Source organism: Haematobacter sp., assembly GCF_032102465.1.
Taxonomy (GTDB): Bacteria; Pseudomonadota; Alphaproteobacteria; order Rhodobacterales; family Rhodobacteraceae; genus Haematobacter.
On sequence record NZ_DAMDHB010000013.1, the window covers coordinates 88,925 to 105,262 of the forward strand.

At 65.1% G+C, this 16,338-nt stretch carries 20 protein-coding genes and 1 tRNA gene; 5 read left to right on the plus strand and 16 right to left on the minus strand.

Going from position 1 to position 16,338, the window contains the following annotated elements; genetic code table 11:
• Nucleotides 1-4 precede the first annotated feature (4 nt).
• Genes thiB through RT513_RS10455 form a run of 3 tightly spaced genes read left to right on the plus strand, consistent with a single transcriptional unit; the run spans nt 5 to nt 3,217 of the window.
• Nucleotides 5-1,000: a thiamine ABC transporter substrate binding subunit gene (thiB, locus tag RT513_RS10445; protein ID WP_290685699.1), complete on the plus strand. Its 996-nt coding sequence runs from the start codon at nt 5-7 to the stop codon at nt 998-1,000.
• Nucleotides 976-2,526 carry a thiamine/thiamine pyrophosphate ABC transporter permease ThiP gene (locus RT513_RS10450; protein ID WP_290685701.1) on the plus strand — a complete coding sequence of 517 codons (1,551 nt, stop codon included), beginning with the start codon at nt 976-978 and terminating at the stop codon, nt 2,524-2,526. Before thiB ends, RT513_RS10450 begins: the two co-directional genes overlap by 25 nt.
• A complete protein-coding gene (locus tag RT513_RS10455; RefSeq protein WP_290685703.1) occupies nt 2,513-3,217 on the plus strand; it encodes an ATP-binding cassette domain-containing protein in 705 nt (234 codons plus the stop codon). Before RT513_RS10450 ends, RT513_RS10455 begins: the two co-directional genes overlap by 14 nt.
• A 52-nt stretch (nt 3,218-3,269) precedes the next feature.
• Here RT513_RS10455 and RT513_RS10460 read toward each other — a convergent pair whose 3' ends face one another.
• From RT513_RS10460 to dapF, 6 genes are all read right to left on the minus strand, one after another.
• The gene (locus tag RT513_RS10460; RefSeq protein WP_088215259.1) at nt 3,270-4,067 is read right to left on the minus strand and encodes a cytochrome c1; all 798 of its coding nucleotides are present in this window, start codon (nt 4,065-4,067) and stop codon (nt 3,270-3,272) included.
• A gap of 10 nt (nt 4,068-4,077) precedes the next feature.
• Nucleotides 4,078-5,430, minus strand: coding sequence for a cytochrome b (gene petB / locus RT513_RS10465; protein ID WP_088215260.1), 1,353 nt, complete (start codon nt 5,428-5,430; stop codon nt 4,078-4,080).
• Between the two features lie 5 nt (nt 5,431-5,435).
• Nucleotides 5,436-5,999, minus strand: coding sequence for a ubiquinol-cytochrome c reductase iron-sulfur subunit (petA, locus tag RT513_RS10470; protein ID WP_035741682.1), 564 nt, complete (start codon nt 5,997-5,999; stop codon nt 5,436-5,438).
• Between the two features lie 159 nt (nt 6,000-6,158).
• Entirely contained in the window at nt 6,159-6,761 is a 603-nt protein-coding gene (locus RT513_RS10475; RefSeq protein ID WP_290685709.1) for a glutathione S-transferase, read from the minus strand.
• A gap of 800 nt (nt 6,762-7,561) precedes the next feature.
• Nucleotides 7,562-8,824 carry a tRNA (N(6)-L-threonylcarbamoyladenosine(37)-C(2))-methylthiotransferase MtaB gene (gene mtaB / locus RT513_RS10480; RefSeq protein ID WP_290685711.1) on the minus strand — a complete coding sequence of 421 codons (1,263 nt, stop codon included), beginning with the start codon at nt 8,822-8,824 and terminating at the stop codon, nt 7,562-7,564.
• Nucleotides 8,824-9,660, minus strand: coding sequence for a diaminopimelate epimerase (gene dapF, locus RT513_RS10485; protein WP_290685713.1), 837 nt, complete (start codon nt 9,658-9,660; stop codon nt 8,824-8,826). Before dapF ends, mtaB begins: the two co-directional genes overlap by 1 nt.
• A 100-nt stretch (nt 9,661-9,760) precedes the next feature.
• On the opposite strand from dapF, the gene RT513_RS10490 reads away from it, so the two are divergent.
• Nucleotides 9,761-9,836, plus strand: a tRNA-Lys gene (locus RT513_RS10490).
• Nucleotides 9,837-9,859: 23 nt separating this feature from the next.
• On the opposite strand, the gene RT513_RS10495 is transcribed toward RT513_RS10490, so the two are convergent.
• The 9 genes from RT513_RS10495 to RT513_RS10535 all read right to left on the minus strand — a co-directional run bounded on the left by RT513_RS10495 (nt 9,860) and on the right by RT513_RS10535 (nt 15,405).
• Nucleotides 9,860-10,729 carry a tyrosine-type recombinase/integrase gene (locus tag RT513_RS10495; RefSeq protein WP_242685188.1) on the minus strand — a complete coding sequence of 290 codons (870 nt, stop codon included), beginning with the start codon at nt 10,727-10,729 and terminating at the stop codon, nt 9,860-9,862.
• 200 nt (nt 10,730-10,929) lie between these two features.
• Nucleotides 10,930-11,166: a helix-turn-helix domain-containing protein gene (locus RT513_RS10500; RefSeq protein ID WP_035708969.1), complete on the minus strand. Its 237-nt coding sequence runs from the start codon at nt 11,164-11,166 to the stop codon at nt 10,930-10,932.
• Nucleotides 11,159-11,350, minus strand: coding sequence for a DUF2786 domain-containing protein (locus RT513_RS10505; protein ID WP_088217292.1), 192 nt, complete (start codon nt 11,348-11,350; stop codon nt 11,159-11,161). The genes RT513_RS10500 and RT513_RS10505 overlap by 8 nt, the downstream gene beginning before the upstream one ends.
• The gene (locus tag RT513_RS10510; protein WP_035708966.1) at nt 11,350-11,619 is read right to left on the minus strand and encodes a hypothetical protein; all 270 of its coding nucleotides are present in this window, start codon (nt 11,617-11,619) and stop codon (nt 11,350-11,352) included. The genes RT513_RS10505 and RT513_RS10510 overlap by 1 nt, the downstream gene beginning before the upstream one ends.
• 370 nt (nt 11,620-11,989) lie before the next feature.
• Nucleotides 11,990-12,559, minus strand: a complete 570-nt coding sequence (locus RT513_RS10515; RefSeq protein ID WP_035708964.1) for a hypothetical protein — start codon at nt 12,557-12,559, stop codon at nt 11,990-11,992.
• The gene (locus RT513_RS10520; RefSeq protein ID WP_035708963.1) at nt 12,559-12,840 is read right to left on the minus strand and encodes a hypothetical protein; all 282 of its coding nucleotides are present in this window, start codon (nt 12,838-12,840) and stop codon (nt 12,559-12,561) included. Before RT513_RS10520 ends, RT513_RS10515 begins: the two co-directional genes overlap by 1 nt.
• A gap of 44 nt (nt 12,841-12,884) precedes the next feature.
• Nucleotides 12,885-14,744, minus strand: a complete 1,860-nt coding sequence (locus tag RT513_RS10525; RefSeq protein ID WP_035708961.1) for a ParB/RepB/Spo0J family partition protein — start codon at nt 14,742-14,744, stop codon at nt 12,885-12,887.
• A gap of 17 nt (nt 14,745-14,761) precedes the next feature.
• The gene (locus tag RT513_RS10530; RefSeq protein ID WP_035708959.1) at nt 14,762-15,091 is read right to left on the minus strand and encodes a hypothetical protein; all 330 of its coding nucleotides are present in this window, start codon (nt 15,089-15,091) and stop codon (nt 14,762-14,764) included.
• A gap of 143 nt (nt 15,092-15,234) precedes the next feature.
• Nucleotides 15,235-15,405 carry a hypothetical protein gene (locus RT513_RS10535; RefSeq protein WP_156969579.1) on the minus strand — a complete coding sequence of 57 codons (171 nt, stop codon included), beginning with the start codon at nt 15,403-15,405 and terminating at the stop codon, nt 15,235-15,237.
• 206 nt (nt 15,406-15,611) lie between these two features.
• Between RT513_RS10535 and RT513_RS10540 the strand changes: the two genes are divergently transcribed.
• On the plus strand, nt 15,612-15,821 hold the full coding sequence (locus RT513_RS10540) for a hypothetical protein (RefSeq protein WP_088217291.1): 210 nt from the start codon (nt 15,612-15,614) through the stop codon (nt 15,819-15,821).
• Between the two features lie 4 nt (nt 15,822-15,825).
• Here the strand turns inward: RT513_RS10540 and RT513_RS10545 are convergent, their stop codons facing one another.
• On the minus strand, nt 15,826-16,083 hold the full coding sequence (locus RT513_RS10545; protein WP_035708956.1) for a hypothetical protein: 258 nt from the start codon (nt 16,081-16,083) through the stop codon (nt 15,826-15,828).
• Nucleotides 16,084-16,338 lie beyond the last annotated feature (255 nt).

Below are 16,338 nucleotides of genomic sequence, written 5' to 3' on the forward strand. Positions count from 1 at the left end.
CGTCATGCGGTTTGGATTGATCGCCGCGGTTTTCGCAGGGTTTCTGGGGCAAGGGGTGGCAGCGGCGCCCGTGCTCACCGTCTATACTTACGACAGTTTCGTCTCGGAATGGGGGCCGGGGCCGAAGATCAAGGCCCTGTTCGAGGCGGAGTGCGGCTGCACCGTTGATTTCGTGACGGCGGGCGACGGGGCCTCGCTGCTCGGGCGGCTGCGGCTGGAGGGCACGCGAAGCCCCGCCGACGTGGTGGTCGGTCTGGACAACAACCTGATCGATGCCGCGCGGGAATCGGGCCTGTTCGCGCCGCACGGGTTGGGCCATGTCGCGCTCGACCTGCCGGTGGAGGCGGGGGATGACACCTTCCTGCCCTTCGACTGGGGCTATTTCGCATTCGTCTATGACCGCACGAAGCTTTCCGACCCGCCCGACAGCTTCCCCGCGCTGATCGACAGGCCCGCTTCCTTCAAGGTGATCCTCCAGGATCCGCGCTCCTCCACGCCCGGCCTCGGGCTGCTGCTCTGGGTAAAGGCGGCCTATGGCGACCGGGCGCCGGAGATCTGGAAGGGGCTTGCGCCCCATGTCCTCACCGTGACGCCGGGTTGGTCGGAGGCTTACGGGATGTTCCTGAAGGGAGAGGCGGACATGGTTCTCTCCTATACCACCTCGCCCGCCTATCACATCATCGAGGAGCAGGACGATACCAAGGCCGCCGCGATGTTCGCCGAAGGGCATTACCTGCAGGTGGAAGTCGCCGCCCGACTGGCCAGCAGCCAGGAGCAGGAACTGGCTGGCCGTTTCCTGTCCTTCCTCCTCTCGGATGCGGCGCAGGCTGTGCTGCCCACGACCAACTGGATGTATCCTGCCATCATCCCGGCGGGGGGGCTCCCGGCAGGCTTCGAGAAGCTCTCCATCCCCGAACGCGCGCTGATCTTCACGCCGGAGGAGGCCCGCTCCATACGTGACGCGGCGCTGGACGAATGGCTGGGGGCGCTCAGCCGGTGAGGTTTCTGGCAGGGGGGGCGGCGCTTGCCCTCGTTCTGGGCCTGACGCTCGGCACGCTGCTGGCCGTGGCGATAACGGCCGGAGGGTTCACCGCGCTGCGGCCGGGCGATGTGGCTGCGATCCGCTTCACCGTGAGTCAGGCGCTGATTTCCGCGGTGGTGAGCGTGCTGCTTGCCATCCCGGTCGCCCGCGCGCTGGCGCGGCGGCGATTTCCGGGGCGGGGGCTGCTCATCACCCTGCTGGGCGCGCCGTTTCTGCTGCCGGTGATCGTGGCGGTGCTGGGCCTCGTCTCCGTCTTTGGCAGGGCGGGGCTGGTGAATGCGGCGCTCGCGGCCATGGGGCTGCCGCCGGTGTCGATCTACGGACCGCAGGGGGTGATCCTTGCCCATGTGTTCTTCAACCTGCCGCTCGCCACCCGGTTGCTGCTGGAGGGCTGGCTCGCGATACCGGCGGAACGCTTCCGCCTTGCCGCCGCACTGGATTTCCGTCCGGCGGACATGCGGCGGCATCTGGAGCGACCTATGCTGAGGGAGCGGTTGCCGGGCGCGTTTCTGGCGATCTTCCTTGTCTGCCTCACCTCCTTTGCCGTGGCGTTGACGCTGGGGGGCGGTCCACGGGCGACGACGGTGGAGCTTGCCATCTATCAGGCCTTCGGTTTCGACTTCGATCTCGGGCGTGCGGCGCTGCTCGCGCTCGTGCAGTTCGGCATCTGCGCCATGGCGGCGGTGGTTGCTGCGGTGATCTCCGTGCCCTCCGGCTTCGGCACCGGCCTTGACCGGCCGGTGCAGCGCTGGGATGCGGCGGGGCCGATGGCGCGTGTGCTCGACACGCTGGCCATCGGCGGGGCGGCGGTCTTTCTGCTCGTCCCCCTTCTGGCGCTGGTGATGGAAGGGGCGGGCGGTCTGCCCGGCCTTTCCGCAAGCGTCTTCCGGGCGGCGGGGCGCTCGCTGGTTGTGGCGGTGGGGTCTGCACTGCTCACGCTCCTCCTCTCGCTGTCGCTCTCCCTGCTCGCGTCGCCGCGCCGGCGATGGGTGGAGACGGCGGGGATGCTGCCGCTCGCCTCTTCCTCTCTGGTGATGGGCACGGGGTTGTTCATCCTGCTGAACCCGCTGGTCGATCCGGCGCGGCTGTCGCTCGGTGTCACGGCGGCGGTCAATGCGGTGATGGCGCTGCCCTTTGCCTTTCGCATCCTGCTTCCCGCCGTCCGGGCGGAGGAGACAGGTTATGCCCGTCTGGCGGAGAGCCTCGGGATGCGCGGGGTGTCGCGGCTCCGGCTTGTCACGCTGCCGCGGCTTCGGCGGCCGCTCTGCTTTGCGGGCGGGCTGGCGGCGGCGCTCTCCATGGGCGATCTGGGGGTGATCGCGCTTTTCGCCCGCGCGGACGAGGCGACCCTGCCCTTGCAGATCTACCGGCTGATGGGCGCCTACCGGATGGCGGAGGCTTCGGCGGCTGCGGTGCTGCTGCTTGCGCTGAGCTTCGGGATTTTCTGGATCATCGACAGGATGGGACGCGGTGCTGAGGCTTGAACAGGTCACGATACGGCAGGGCGACTTCGTTCTCTCTGCCGATTTCACGGTGGCGGCCGGGCGGCGGGTCGCGGTCATGGGGCCGTCGGGGGCGGGAAAGTCCACGCTGCTGAACGCGATCGCGGGGTTCCTGCCGCTCGCTTCGGGCCGCATCCTCTGGGCGGGTGAGGATATCGGGGGGCTGCGTCCGGGTGCCCGGCCGATGACCGTGCTGTTTCAGGACAACAACCTTTTCCCACATCTGACCGTCAGCCAGAATGTCGGGCTGGGTCTCCGCCCGGATCTGCGGCTTGGTGAACCGGAGCGGCGGCAGGTCGCCGCGGCCCTTGCCGATGTGGGGCTGGAGGGGTTGGGCGCGCGCAGACCCGCAGCACTTTCCGGCGGGCAGGCGGGGCGGGTGGCGCTTGCCCGCGCGCTCCTGCGGCGGCGGCCGCTCCTGCTGCTGGACGAACCCTTTGCCGCGCTCGGCCCCGCCCTCCGGGAGGAGATGCTGGCCCTTGTCGTCCGCATCGCGGCAGAGACCGCGGCGACCGTGCTGATGGTGACGCATGATCCCGCCGATGCGGAGCGGCTGGCGGATGAGGTGATCGTCGTGGACAGCGGATCGGCCTTTCCCCCGCGCCCGACGGCGGCATTGCTGGCCGATCCGCCCAGTGCTCTCGCACGCTATCTCGGCCAGCGGCGGAAATGAAAACGCGCGCCCCGGGGGGGGGCGCGCGTTTTGTGTCCATGTCCGGTCCCGGTCAGACCTTCTTGTAGGCGTCCTTCGCGGCCTTCTTGACCGGCGCCCAGATGCGCTTGTTGGTCAGGTAGAGCAGCACCGCCAGCAATGCGAGGAAGATGACCGCCGTCCAGCCAGCCGTCTTGCGCTGCATCATCTTGGGTTCCGCGGCCCACATCAGGAACGCGGCCACATCCTGCGCCATCGCGCGCACATCGTTCGGCGCGCCGTCGGCAAAGGTGACCTGACCGTCCGCAAGGGGCGGTGCCATGGCGATCCAGCCGGAGGGGAAGGTATGGTTCTCGTAGAAGGTGGTGCCCGCCTCCACCTTCTCCTCGCCCGTATAGCCGGTGAGGAGCGAGGCGATGTATTCCGGCCCGCCGATGCCCTTCGCGATCTGGTTGATCCCCAGCCCGTAGGGCCCGTGGAACCCGGCCCGGGCCTTTGCCATGAGGCTCAGGTCAGGGGCGTTGGGAAGCTGGTGGGGCGGAAAGTGATCCGCAGGCGTGCGCGGACGATCCTCCCCGGTTTCGGCATCCGTGATCGTCATCTGCGCGGCATAGGCGCGGATCTGATCCTCCGGCATCGCCGGGCCGCCGGGGTCGGAGAGCGAGCGGATCGGCACGAACTTCATGCCGTGGCAGGCGGAGCAGACCTCCGTATAGACCTGCAGGCCCCGTTGAAGCTGCATCCGGTCATAGGCGCCGAACGGACCTTCGAAGGAGAAGGAGAAGTCCTCCACATGCCCACCCTCCGCCGCCATGAGCGGGCTGGCGAGGGCGAGGGTGGCGACCGTGGCGAGCGCGAGTTTCTTCAGCATGATGTCTTCCTCACTCCGCCGGATGATCGCTCGGGATCGACAGGTCGGGCCGTGCGCCAGGCTTGCCGTAATGCTCGTTGAAATCCTCCTCGATGGTCGCGGGTGCGGCAGTCGGCTTCTCGATCACGCCGAGCAGCGGGAGGACGACAAGGAAGTACGCAAACCAGTAGGTCGCGGCGATGAGCGAAATCCAGGTGTAGATCCCCTCTGCCGGCATGGCCCCCACCCACATCAGCACCATGAAATCGACGCAGAGCAGGTAGAACCACCATTTGAACATCGGCCGGAACCGGCCCGAACGGACGGAGGATGTGTCCAGCCACGGCGCCAGCGCCATGACCGCGATCGCGCCGAACATGGCGAGCACACCGAAGAACTTGGCATCCACGATGCCGAAGGTCACCCAGTGGACAAGTTTCACGACCCAGACATCCGCGGTGAAGGCGCGCAGGATGGCGTAGAACGGCAGGAAGTACCATTCCGGCACGATATGCGCGGGCGTGGCGAGCGGGTTCGCCTCGATGTAGTTGTCCGGGTGGCCGAGGTAGTTCGGCATGAAGCCCACGATGGCGAAGAACACCAGCAGGACCACGACGAGCGCGAACAGATCCTTGATGACGAAGTAGGGCCAGAAGGGCAGGGTGTCCTTCTTCGCCTCCTCCTTGGAACCGCGCCGCACCTCGACCCCGGTCGGGTTGTTGTTGCCGGTGGTGTGGAAGGCCCAGACGTGGACGATCACCAGACCGGCAATGACGAAGGGCAGCAGATAGTGAAGCGAGAAGAAGCGGTTCAGCGTGGCATTGTCCACCGCAGGCCCGCCCAGAAGCCAGGTCTGGATCGACTCGCCGATGCCGGGGATCGCGCCGAACAGACCGGTGATCACCGTGGCGCCCCAGAAGGACATCTGCCCCCAGGGAAGCACATAGCCCATGAACGCCGTGGCCATCATGGCGAGGTAGATCAGCATGCCGATGATCCACGTCACCTCCCGCGGGGCCTTGTAGGAGCCGTAGTAGAGGCCGCGGAAGATGTGCAGATAGACGGCGACGAAGAACAGCGACGCCCCGTTCGCGTGCAGATAGCGGAGCATGTAGCCGCCGTTCACGTCACGCATGATATGCTCGACGGAGGAGAAGGCGAGGCTGACATGCGGCGTGTAGTGCATCACCAGCGCCACGCCGGTCGCGATCTGGAGCACGAGGCAGAAGACCAGCACGATCCCCCAGATCCACATCCAGTTGAGGTTCTTGGGGGTCGGGATCATGATCGTGTCATAGATCAGCGACACGACGGGAAGACGGGTGTGAAGCCACTTCTCGAAGCGGGTCTTCGGCTCATAATGGTCGTGGGGAATACCGGACATCTGGCTTACCCGAGCTTGATGGTGGTTTCGTCGGTGAAGGCGGCGACGGGAATGTGCAGGTTTTCCGGCGCCGGTCCCTGGCGGATGCGTCCCGCGGCGTCATAGTGCGAGCCGTGGCACGGGCAGAACCAGCCATCGAAATTGCCCGCGCCGTTGCCGAGCGGCACACAGCCCAGGTGGGTGCAGACACCCATCATCACGAGCCACTGTCCCGCATCGTCCAGCGCGCGGTTCTGGTCGGTCGCCTGCGCATCCGACGGTTTGTTGGCGTTGCGGGCATTGGTGTCCACGAGTTGCGACATCTCCACCCCGCGGGCCGATTCGATGTCGGCCTGCGAGCGGTGGCGGATGAACACGGGCTTGCCCAGCCATTTGACGGTGAGCTGCGTGCCCTCCGCCACATTGGCGATATCGACGTGGATGGAGGAAAGCGCCTGCACATCCGCGGAGGGGTTCATCTGGTTGACGAGCGGCCAGACCGCCGCGCCCCCTGCCACGACCGCCGCACCCCCCGTCGCGTAGAAGAGGAAATCCCTTCGGCTCGTCGTATGATCTTCTGCTTGGGACACGGAATCCTCCCTACCTAGCCGTCAGCACATGCTGTCGCCCCCGGGTTGTCCCCGGGGTCGCCTGCAAGGTTTCTAACGGTCAAATATCCGTGCGTCCAGAAGGCATCCCGCTTTCGTTGCCAAGCGCGAGCCTTGTGCAACAGCGGCGCCTGTGAACTGTCAGGGGCGCGTCGCCTCCATGGCGGGCCGCTGGTCGAAGCCGGTGAACCAGTGCGCCAGTTGCGGCCGCCCCGCCCGCCAGTCCCGCGCTCCGTGACGAAGGTCGAGATATCCGAGCGCGCAGCCCGTCGCGATCTGGCCGATGTCGAGCGGCCCGTGCAGGTGGCTCATCCACAGGGTTTCCAGCGTATCGAGCGCGCGGGACACCTTCTGCCACTGTCCCTCCAGCCAGGGGCCATAGTGCAGTTCCTCCGGCCGGAGCCGGTATTCCAGCGCCATGAGCAGGGCCGCATCCATGATGCCATCCGCCAGCGCCTCGAGCGTGAGCGTGGTCCAGAGCCGCTCTCCCACCGGATAGAGCGTGCCCTCCGCAACCGTGTTCAGATAGCGGCAGATCACCGGGCTGTCATAGATCGCAGGCCCGTCGTCCCGCTCAAGCGTCGGCAGCTTGCCCAGAGGATTGCCGGGAATCGGTGTCTCTCCCGTGCCCAGCGGATTGGTGGCGACGGTCACGCGATCCACCTGCCCGGTGATTCCGAGTTCCGTGGCGGTAACCACACATTTGCGGGCAAAGGGGGATGCTGGGCTGTAGTAAAGGCGCATGGGTTCCATCCGTTCTGGCTCGCGCGGAGCCTAGGCGAGCGCGGGGCAGGGATCCAGTGCCCGCAAGGCTGCCCGCGCCATGCCGCGCTTGCCGCACAGCGTCAGCGATCCGCCGGCTGTTTCGCTCCACGCGCGCGGGAGGCGGCCATCAGGATAGGCTAGCTGTAATGCCCGGAGATCGCCCCGGTCCACAGGGGCATGATCCCCCGGCTCCGGCGCTGCGGTGACGTCCTGCCGGTTCCGGTCACGTGGTGGTAGCTTCGGGTGCTTGGAGCAACCTGCGGTCCGCCGGTGCGTAGCCGCGAGCATTTTCCGGTGTCCGCTATTCCGGCCGCGCGATTGCTGGCCGCCGTGCACGGGTCTGTCGATCCGGATGGGTAGTCAGCCTCAGAGGGGCACCCACAATGCTTTACGCTCGTCCCGACGCATTTGGAGCGACATCTCATGGCCAGCGCGGCGCCCGCGAGAGCCGGGGCTCCGAGTCGCCTCCGCTGCCGGAGCAGGCCCGGCAATGCCTGCGCTTGGCCTGCTCCCGGAGAGCGCTCCGATCACTATGGCGGGGCGGTGACGCTGCTATCACCTTTCCATCCGCAGGAGGCCGCGCCCTCCCACGCGCGCCGGCGGCCCGCAGCCGGACATGAGCAGGCTGATGAAAAAGGCTTTCGTGTCGGCGTTGGAGTGGAAATCTGACGAATCCAACCGGAAATCTACATGTTTCTGGTCATTCCGAGGTCCGATTTTCCAGTTTCCAGAGCACGGACACGATACTTCAAAGCTTTTTTCATCAGCCTGTCAGCCTGTCAGGCCGTCAGCCGCGTTCCGTCATGGCCCGTTATCCGAGCCGGCACGATCTGACCCTCCAGCTGATCGGTCGCAAAGCGCACTTCCGTGAACTGCTCCGTCCGCCCGAGCCGCGGGTTCTCCATCAGGACCCTGTGCTCCCGGCCCGCCTGTTCCGCCAGATGGAGGCGCAGGCGCTCATCCCCCCGGGCGCGGAGCCGGGCGGCGCGGTCGCGAATCAACCGTCCGTCCACCTGCGGCATGCGGGCGGCGGGCGTGCCCTTGCGGGCGCTATAGGGAAAGACATGCAGGAAGGTCAGGCCGCAGTCGTCCACCAGTTTCAGCGAATTGGCGAACATCTCCTCGGTCTCCGTTGGGAAACCGGCGATGATGTCGGCGCCGAACACCATGTCAGGGCGCAGGCGGCGCGCGTCCTCGCAGAAGCGGATTGCATCGTCGCGCAGGTGGCGGCGCTTCATCCGCTTCAGGATCATGTTGTCGCCCGCCTGCAGGCTCAGGTGCAGATGCGGCATCAGGCGCGGCTCCGTGGCGATGGCCTGCATCAGCGCCTCATCCGCCTCGATCGAGTCGATGGAGGAGATGCGCAGGCGCGGCAGGTCCGGGACAAGCCGCAGGATGCGCTGCACCAGATCGCCGAGCCGCGGCTCTGCGGGAAGGTCCGCCCCCCAGCTCGTCAGGTCCACGCCCGTCAACACGACCTCGTTGAAGCCGCGATCCACCAGCCGCTTGATCTGCTCCACCACCACGCCTGCCGGGACGGAGCGCGAATTGCCCCGGCCATAGGGGATGATGCAGAAGGTGCAGCGGTGGTCGCAGCCGTTCTGCACCTGCACATAGGCGCGATGGCGGCCGAAACCGTCGATCAGATGACCGGCGGTTTCCCGGACCGACATGATGTCATCGACCGTGACACGCTCCGTCTCGCCGATGAAATCGGGAGCGCGCGCGATGCCGCGCCAGGTGTCGGCCTGCATCTTTTCGTGATTGCCGATGACACGGGTCACCTCCGGCATCGCGGCGAAGGTTTCGGGTTCCGTCTGGGCCGCGCAGCCGGTGACGATCACCGCTGCATCCGGGTTTTCCCGGCGCAGGCGGCGGATCTCCTGCTTGGCCTTGCGCACCGCTTCTGCCGTCACCGCGCAGGTGTTCACGATCACCGCATTGTCGAGCCCGGCGGCGGCCGACAGCTCCCGCATCGCCTCCGTCTCGTAGGCGTTCAGACGACAGCCGAGAGTGGCGAAGATCGGCGCGCGGGCATCCATCACAGGGCTCCGAGAAAGGCCGGGGTGAGCACCCCGTCAAACACATAGGCTGTCGGTGCTGTCATCCACACCCCGTCATCGCGCCAGTCGATCTCTAGCACGCCGCCATCGACATGAACCGACACGCGCCGTCCCGTCAGGCCGCGCCGCGCCGCCGCCACCGCCGCCGCGCAGGAACAGGAGCCGGAGGCGAGCGTCACGCCCGTTCCGCGTTCCCATATCCGCAGCCGGATGGCGTCCGGGCCGAGCAGGCTCACGAATTCCACGTTGGTCCGCTCGGGATAGAGGGGGTGGTGTTCGTACCGGGGCCCAAGCCGTTCCAGCTCCACCGCCTCTGCATCGGGGACGAAGAAGGTGCAATGCGGATTGCCCATGCCGGTTGCCACGGGATCCCCCTCGATCGGCAGGTGAAGCGTGTCCATCGCCTCCGCCAGCGGGATCTCCCGCCAGTCGAGCAACGGCGCTCCCATGTTGACGCGGGTCAGCCCGCCGCCCGCATCCTCCGCCGTGAGCAGCCCGCGCTCCGTCCGGAGTGCCAGCCGCGCCTTGCCGGTTTCGTCCATCAGGAACCGCGCGATGCAGCGCGTGGCATTCCCGCAGGTGGAGGAAAGCGAGCCATCGGCATTCCAGAAGGTCAGCCGCGCATCGACGCCGTCCTCCGCCTCGATCACCGCAAGCTGGTCGAAGCCGACCCCCCGGTGCCGGTCGCCAAGCGCGCGCGCCAGTTCCGGCGTGACATGCGCCGTCCGGCCTCGACCGTCGATCACGACGAAATCGTTGCCCAGGCCGTGCATCTTCATGAACGGCAGTCCGTCGGGGGTGCTGTTGTCCTTCATGCGCGACGATATACGCGAGCCCTGCACTTTTTGCCAGTGCCACGTCGGTTTTGCCCTTGACCCCGCCCCCACATGTTTCTAGTTACCCGCCTCACAGAGTGGGCCCATAGCTCAGTTGGTAGAGCAACTGACTTTTAATCAGTGGGTCACAGGTTCGAATCCTGTTGGGCTCACCACTGTTTCCAGAAACATAAGAAAATCAACTACTTGCTGTCGATTTTACAGCAGGATTTTCCGAGTTTACAGCAAGGCGTTTCGGGTCCGTTCCCATGACGGCTTTTCGCCGGTCTGCGCGCTTTATGTAGTGCGTGATCTCTGCGAGACTCTGATGGCCTGTCCAAGCGCCAATCTGGTGTGCGGAGGCGCCATGTTCGGCCAGCCAGATCGCCCGAGATTTCCGCAGCCCATGTGCGCTTCGATCGAATCCAGATTTCTCCGCAGCGCCCGATATCAGATTGCCGATCGCGTTGCTTGATCGCGTTCCCTGCTTCGTCGCGAGGAACGTCATGTGTCCCGTTGAGATCGCTATAATCGCTTCGTGCATCATGCCCCTGTCCGCCTCGCCCTCGATGGCGTGATCAGGAAGGGCGCAGGTCCACGGGATGTAGGCCTCCTCTCCCGTCTTGGCCTGACGAAAAGTGAGCACCCCGGCCTTGTCCACCATGCCTCTTCCGAGCATCACTGCATCGCTACGCCGGGCGCCCGTCCAATAGAGCAGCTCCATCGCCGCGCGAGCGACGGTGCCAATGGGCCAGCGCGCCCGGAACGCCTCAATGTGGTCGATCGTCCACGGCTCGTGTCCCTTCAGCTTGGGTGCATCAGGGCGGCGCACCCCTTCGCTCGGGTCGGTCCTGATCGTTTTGCCGAGAGACTGGCCGCACAGGAAGCGCCACGCCTTCATACGATCGCGTGCCTGCACGGGAGTGAGGGGTACAAGGTCGGCCTGAATATCGTCGGTCCGAAGGTGGCGCATCATCGCGTCCTCGGCCTGTTCGCGAATTGCCTCCAGATGCCTGCGCAGGATCGCCCTATAGCCCGCCGAGAGCTCAAGGTAGGCTGCGCTGCGCATAGCGCTCTCTATTGCGGCAGAGATTGTGCCAGAGGGCGCACGTACCGCTTTGGGCGCCGCGCGTAATCCCTCCACATAGGCTGCAAGAAAGGCTGGGTCGTCGGGTGCAACATCAGGCAACTTGATGCGAGGCTGACCGGGGACGCGAAGGTATCGGTATATTCTTCCGGCGCGGCGGACGGTCTGAATGTGCTTAAGCGTCACCGCGTCCGTCCGAACTTGCCCTGACACGTGTTGACCTCTTCCGATTCGCTCTCTGTCGGCAGTTCGGAAGCATAGGCATCCAGGTCGAGTCGGTCATAGAGCTTCCGTCCGCCCAGAATGCGACGCGGGATGCCAAGTCCCCGCAGAGTAGTCTCACTGATCCCGAGGTACGATGCCGCCTCTGTGGCGCCCATGAGGCGCGGGGCGAAAGACAGCTCGGCATGTCTACCCATTCGCGGGTCCATCATTCGCCTGCAGTAACGACTGGCGCTGCTCCGCGATGAGTTTCGCCGCCCGGCGCGCCGCCGCCTCTGCCTCAGCTTCAGAGGCGGCGGCATCTCCCGCTTTGGCGCGGAGGGCGCGGACTTTGGCGATAAGGTCGTTCCGTCTCTGGCGGTTGTCGTTTTCGTCCCTCATCACCAAACCTCATCCTGCCATTTTTCATAATCACGCTGCATCTGCTCCAGCGTCAGCAGCCCGTATTCCGCCCGCAGATACGGGGGCCAGTGCACGGTCAGCCACGGGTCGGATTTAATGATGCGGATATGCTCCTCATTGATCGGCATGCCGGGAGAGAGATACCACGCATCGCTGTGATGATCGTATTCGGGGGTGCAGGATTTGATAAGCTCGCGCATACGGTTGTCGTGCTGCCAGCGCGCCCAGAGACGTCGGATCAGGCCCATTTTGACCTCCAGAGGATAAGGGCAAGAATAGCCGCTACGAGCAGTCCCCCGGGTGCCGGGGTCGGCACAGGCGAGGGGGCAGGCGGCGCAGGCGGGCGAGGGTGATGACTACCTCCACCGCTCGGCGGATTAACGACAATCGGCGGGCGCGGTTCGGGCGGCACATAGACAAACGTGCTGGGCGGCTGGCGCAGTCCGCTGAAATCCACAGGCCATGCGGATTGCGATCCGCAGGTTTCCCCGGAGGGCAGGTATATGACCTGAAAATCGCTCGGTCCTGCCGTGTCTGCGATGGTCTGCGTGATTGTCAGACCAATCGCCACGCCCGCCAGAGTGCTGGGGATGAGTTCGAGCATATGGCCGAGGCGCATCATTGTGCCACCTCCATCTGGTCGATGTTGCGGCGATGGACGTCAAATGTCAGCGCGCAGACCCACGGGTTATCGTTCCACGCGCCGGGGCCGTGCAAGCTGTCCCAGAGCGCCCGAAATGCCATGCGCGGCATGTCCAGATACTCGTCGGTTTTCTGCACGCCCTCGGCCAGCGCGTCCTCGACCGTGATGTCCTGCAGCCGCTGAACGCGCACATCCGTAACGATCAGCGTGAGGCGGGAGGCCCATCGGGGCATATGGATGGAGGGCTTCCATGGCGGGTTGTCCAGCGTGGACTCGCTATCCGGATCATACCAGGTGAGATGAAGTTCGGTCGCGCGATACCACGCTTTTCTGTTGCCGACCGGCCTGCCGTATTGGTCATCAATGTCGAATCCGGTAACAAACGACTCCCGGACCCACAGTCTGTCGCCGACGGCACAGCGCAGACGATACGGCTCAGCCCCCATGACGGTGGTGATCTTGGCCAAGCGCCGCGTCTGGGTCTTTCGTCCCTCGATGAGGGCGCGCACCATGGGGGCGGAGAACAGGATGGGCTTGTCAGCCATCACGCATCCTCCCCCATGCATCCGTCGTAAATCTCTGCGGCGATCATGCGCGGCGCGTCCCCGCCGATGATGTAGAGGCCGTAGGCGACGAGGATGATGCCGGTCGCGGTGCGGGACGGGTCTGGCACGGTCGCGGCAAAGTCTGGCAGCGATATGCCCGCCTCAGCAGCGGAGGCAGCGCGCAGCGCCATCGTGGCCACGGCAAGGCAGCGGTCGGCCTCGCCAGCCTGTGCAGAGGGTGCGAGCATCAAGCCCGCTGAAAGCAGGAAAAAACGCATCATCGCAATGATCCCGTACTAGATTGATGGGGCTTTCTTCAGCGGTATCAGGCGGCTTCTTCGTGGGCTGATGGCGCCTCGGCCTCCGATGGCCACTGCAGTTCGGCGGGCAGCCATGCCTCGATCCGCTTGCCGTCCTCCTTCGTCAGGAACAGCGCGTCGCGGAAATCCTGATCGCGGAACAGGCGGTCGAGGTCCTTGGCCTTGAGCGCCTTTTTCATGGACAGCCAGCCGTCTCCGTCCGGCCCGCCGCCCGGGACCAGCTCCGCCCAGATCGCATCGAGCCGCGCCACCGGCAGGCGGGAAAAGTAGTTTTCGGCCGTCGGCGTCCAGCACGCCCGGATGTTCGCCCCGGAGAGTTTTGCCACGAGCGCCGCAAAGTCCCCGTCCTGCGGCTCATAGAGCCGGGCGAGCGCCGTCGTCAGTAGGGCGTTGCGGGCCTTCTTGCCCATGCCTTGGATGTCCAGCAGATGCGCAGGGGAGAGGTCGGTACTTCCGGCACTGCCCTTGTTGACGGCGTCGGCCAGCCGGTCATCCACCGTTGTCGCATCCGCTTTCTCCGGCATGATTTCTTCCGGTGACAGGCTGATCGCGAGCGGGCGATCCCAGTTCCAGACCGGCGCGGTCAGCGCAACGGTGAGCAGGTCCAGCGCAAGTTCCGGCTTTTCCAGCAGCGCTGTCTGGATGGCGAGACGGCGGATGCGGTGCAAATCCTCCACGAGAGAGTTGGACAGCTTCTCCACCTTGGACGTGTCGGCGACGTCCTCGGTTTGCGGCTTCGCTTCCTTTTCCCGCCACGGGCCGCTGAGGATCAGCTGACCCTCGCTGTTGACATAGATGTAGACGCCCGACGTCGCGCGATCTTCATCGGAGATGTCACCTTCGGAGCGCTTCTCCAACTCGTTCAGCCGTTCGATTTCCTCATCGGTCAGATCGCTGGATTCGAGCAGGCGCTCCAGTTCCTCGGCATCCGCCTCCGGAAGATCCACAGGGATCATGTCCACCCTGAGCAGGTCCTGCGTGACGTCGTAGGGCAGACACGCGTTTTCGGCATGGACCTTAGCCCATGCGTATCCCTCTGAAAGCTGAAGTGCCGCAAACTCCTCCAGGCGCTCGCGGAAGAGCTTGTCCAAAAGTGCCTCGTCCAGCAGCGCGACATCGTCGCTGAACAGATCCTCCCGCATTGCGCCGCCGGCACTGCGATAGGTGTCGAGCCCCAGCCATTTGACCCGGCGGTCATCCAGCCGGACGCCGCGCGGGGCAAGGTTGCGGCGGATGTCGGCCGCGCTGATCCCCCATGTTGTGGTGAGCACCCGGCGCAGCTCAGCCAGCAGCGCCTCTTCCGACTGTGCGGAGGTCAGCGCGCCGGCCTGATCCAGCGTGATCTGATTGCCGCGCAGTGCGTCCAGCGCTGCGGCGGGCAGGGTGGCCAGTGTCATGCGCTGGCGGACGTGCCGCTCCGTCACGGCAAAGGCCTTGGCTATGGTGGCCGGATCGGCGCCGGTGGTACTCATTCGGGCATAGGCGCGGACCTCATCGGCCGGGTGCAGCGGCCGGCGGGCCGCGTTTTCGGCGCTGGCCCAGAGGCGGGCGGTGTCCTCATTCTCGGTCAACAGCACGGGAACCGTTACCGCGTCGGCGTCGCGCCCGTCGCGCCCGGCCAGCAGCTGCAATGCCCGCAAGCGCCGCCCGCCGGCGACGATGCCGATGCGGGTTTCTACGGCCATCGGATCGATGCCCAGCTTCCCGACGGGATCGCGGAAGCCCGACAGGTTCTGCAGCAGCCCGAGCTGCGCGATGCTGTCGGCCAGCGCCGCGATCTCCGCATCAGGTGGCGCACTTCGGGTGTTGAGCGGGTGGATATAGAGATCGGACAGCGGCACGAGGGCCGTAACGGGATCGGACATTGTGGTGCTCCTTGCGGTCATCTGACCAGCTCCAGCAGGGCGAAAGCGGCCTGTGCGGCAGTGATGGCGATCAGGGCGATGGCGACAAAGCCGCAGAGGCGGCGCCAGAAGGCCTCGATCAATTCCTCGCCCCGGGTTGCAGGCTGTACGACGACCAGCTTTGCTTCCCTCGCCTGTTCAAGCCGGCTGGCGAGGCGGAGGGCGCAGTGCGGCGTGATCAGAAGGCTTACCGGCCCGCCGTAAACAGCAGCAATCCGCAGGCTATCCGGGAGATTCTGAATGTACTCGTCCGCTGACAGGTTGAATTCGCGGGCGCGTGCAAGATCGTCGGCAAAGGGATCGGACATCACGCGTTCCAATCGTGTTTGAGGGAAAAATCCCGGCCCGCCTGTTGGTATCCGGGGGGATGGCGGGCCGGGAAGGTACGCGCCGGGGACCGAGAGTGGTTGGCGCGGGACCGCAGCCGGGACAGGTGGCTGCGGATTGGGGTTCAGGCCGGGACCGGGCTTCCGGCGGTGAGCATGGCGCGGCGGTTGTCCAGCAGGATGTGCCACGCCTCGGTGCGCAGGTCCTCAGGCAGGCGGGCGGCGAGATCGGTATCCGTCACGGCGCGGCGTGCATGGGCCACGGCAGCGGGGTGAATGGCGATGGGTGTCGTCATGGTGATCCTCCATCGGGGCAGACAAAGTGTCCGGGTGTTCGATGAGGAGAATATAGGTTAAAAAACCTACGTCAAGATAAAAAATAGGACAATAAACCTATGTCAGTTTACATGACGAGCGACTGTATGCCAGAATCACCCTGCCGGCGCCGGGCGGCGGCGCGTGAGGGCGGCATGAAAAAGCCCCCTCGGTGAAGGAGGGGGCTGTGACCACAGCAGAACAGAATGAGGGCCTCTCTGAAGCGAGCGAGCTCAACCTGACGAAGCAGGTGTTGGCATTGGCGCTTCAACTCAGCGAGCTACAGGTAAAGGTGCGGCGTATGAATCGCCGGATCGCAGAATTGGAAAGGGAGATAGAGCCGACCGAGTGTGTTGACACAACACCGTTCCGCGACAGGTCATGGTCCATAGAGTAGTTGGTTAGTCGTCGATTTCCTCGGGTTCTCCTGGGCGGCCAAAGCCGACTGAGCTCTGTTGAAGGTCAATACTTTTGGGGCCGTTGTCCGTCCGTCTTCTTTTTATATAGTCCCCTATACGATAGCCATCAGTGGCGAACTCGAAATCGACCGCCCGGTGTTCGTCGAATACAGTTTCGTATTCAAGGACACCGACTACGCCGATAAGAACACGCATCGTGTTTGTTTCGTTATCCAAGGCGACTGCCTTGTGTATAGCCATCACTGTAGGAAGATTTCCGACGCTCAGGGTCCGCTCTGCGCCCGCCTGAGGGCCGCTGTAGTATGAACTCGTGAAAGTATGTCGAAGGTGATCTTTGTGGCCGCCCTTCTCAAGGTGCTCACGAACGAAGATTTCAGCCATAATCCGAAAGCGCCGTCCGGGGGTTTGCCCGGTATTTCGGACCGAGGCGGTGAAGCCATAGGTGCGGATTCCAATGAAGTCGGCCAGGGATTCCGGACTTCTGCCGGCCAGTCA